2 protein-coding genes are annotated in these 1642 nt (G+C 27.5%); both read right to left on the reverse strand.

Annotated elements, in window-relative coordinates; translation table 11 throughout:
• On the reverse strand, positions 1–1273 hold a 1273-nt coding region (locus tag ACTG3S_RS14400; RefSeq protein WP_439130026.1), incomplete at its 3' end, for a PAS domain-containing protein.
• A partial coding sequence (locus ACTG3S_RS14405) for a heme NO-binding domain-containing protein (protein WP_439130027.1) occupies positions 1273–1642 on the reverse strand: 370 nt, incomplete at its 5' end. The genes ACTG3S_RS14405 and ACTG3S_RS14400, both read right to left, overlap by 1 nt.

The following is a 1642-nucleotide window of genomic DNA, read 5'->3' on the forward strand; positions in this document are numbered from 1 at the left end:
GTGGTGTAATATCTAAATGAATACCAATAGAACCAATAGCCTCTCCATTTAAATTATAGTTAGGAGCTCCACTTATCAACCAATATCTAATTTCTCCTTTTTTATTTTTTACTTTTAACTCGTAAGAATTAGATTTTCCTTCAATTCTTTTTAAGTTTTCTTTGTTTAAAATTTCAGAACCAACAGCATCAAGAAAAACTTCTTTTCCTTTTTTACCAATTAACTCTTTTTCTGAATAACCAGACATTTCAGAAAAACTTTGATTGATCATTAAAATTTCGTCTTGGTTGTTTACTTCTATCAAACCAAGATTCATGTTAGCTATAATATTGCTATACTTTTGCTTTTGAGCCTCTAAGCTTTTGCTGTATTGCTTCTTTAATGTAACATCTTTATAAGTCCAAAGATGTCCTTTGTAATTATTATCTGTTAAAATAGGTATAAAATCTCTTTCTAAGATTGTACCGTTTTTCATTACTAACTCGTCAGCTAAAACTTTTTCTTTTTTTTGTAAAACATCAGACAGTTGATTTACAAAATCTTCTGGTTCTACAAAAAGATCTTTGCTTTGTTCTGCAGCGTTAGAACAATCTTGTCCTACCATTAAGTTAGGTGATATTGGTATGTTAAAAAGGTCGCAAAATTTTTGATTTGTCAATACTATTTTTCTATTCTCATCTTCTAATAATACAGCTTTATCTAAATTAGCTATAACAGAAGACAACCTGTTTTCTGACTCAATTAATAAATCGGATGCCTTTTTTTCTTCAGTTATATCTCTTATGACGCCTTGTGCAGCAATAGGTTTCTTATTTTTATTATAAATAATTGTAGAGTTTACTTGAATCCACTTTATAATTTTACTTTTCGTGTAGATTCTTGCAGTGTAACCGTTAAAGTAACCTATATTATAAAGTTCTGAAAAAGATTTTAAAGTATACTCAGCATCATCTTCATGAATTGTTTTACTAACATTAAAATCTTCTTTGTTTATATCATATTCAAAAAGATTTATAGCAATTTGATTCATTTTTAAAACATTTCCCTGCAAATCCATTACAATATATGCATCGTTAATGTTTTTAAAAACGCCTTCTAACGTAGATGATTTTTCTTCTAGAAGATTGCTTAATTGAAAATTAGTTTCTTTTAATTTTTCTGATATAGCATATAATTCTTTAGATTTTTCTTCTAATATTTTTTCAGCTACTTTTCTAGCAGCTTTTTCTCTTTTTAATGCGCGTTCTAATATGTCTATTTTATGTTGATTCATTAATTTTTGGTAACTATAAATCTTACTTCTGTACCATCTTCTTTTATTTTTTCTAATTGAATGGTAGCAGTGCTATTAAAATGTTCAAAAGTTTTATTCATTAAACCCAATCCAAAATGATGCATTGCTCTGCTAGATTTATATACCATAATTATAGAGTTTTCGGTTTTATCTTGTACAACAAAAGTTGGCAATTCTGCATCTGGATAAATTTTTTGGACCTCTACATGTATATGATTTTCTATTGATGATAACATATCTATTGGGTCTTTATACGTTGCTAAAAGACCCGGATAACTAGTTTCTATAACCGAAAAAAAGTGTTCTCCGTAAACTAATAATAAATTATCGATAGATATATCTGTATAA

This window comes from Polaribacter sp. (assembly GCF_965656025.1).
Taxonomy (GTDB): Bacteria; Bacteroidota; Bacteroidia; order Flavobacteriales; family Flavobacteriaceae; genus Polaribacter.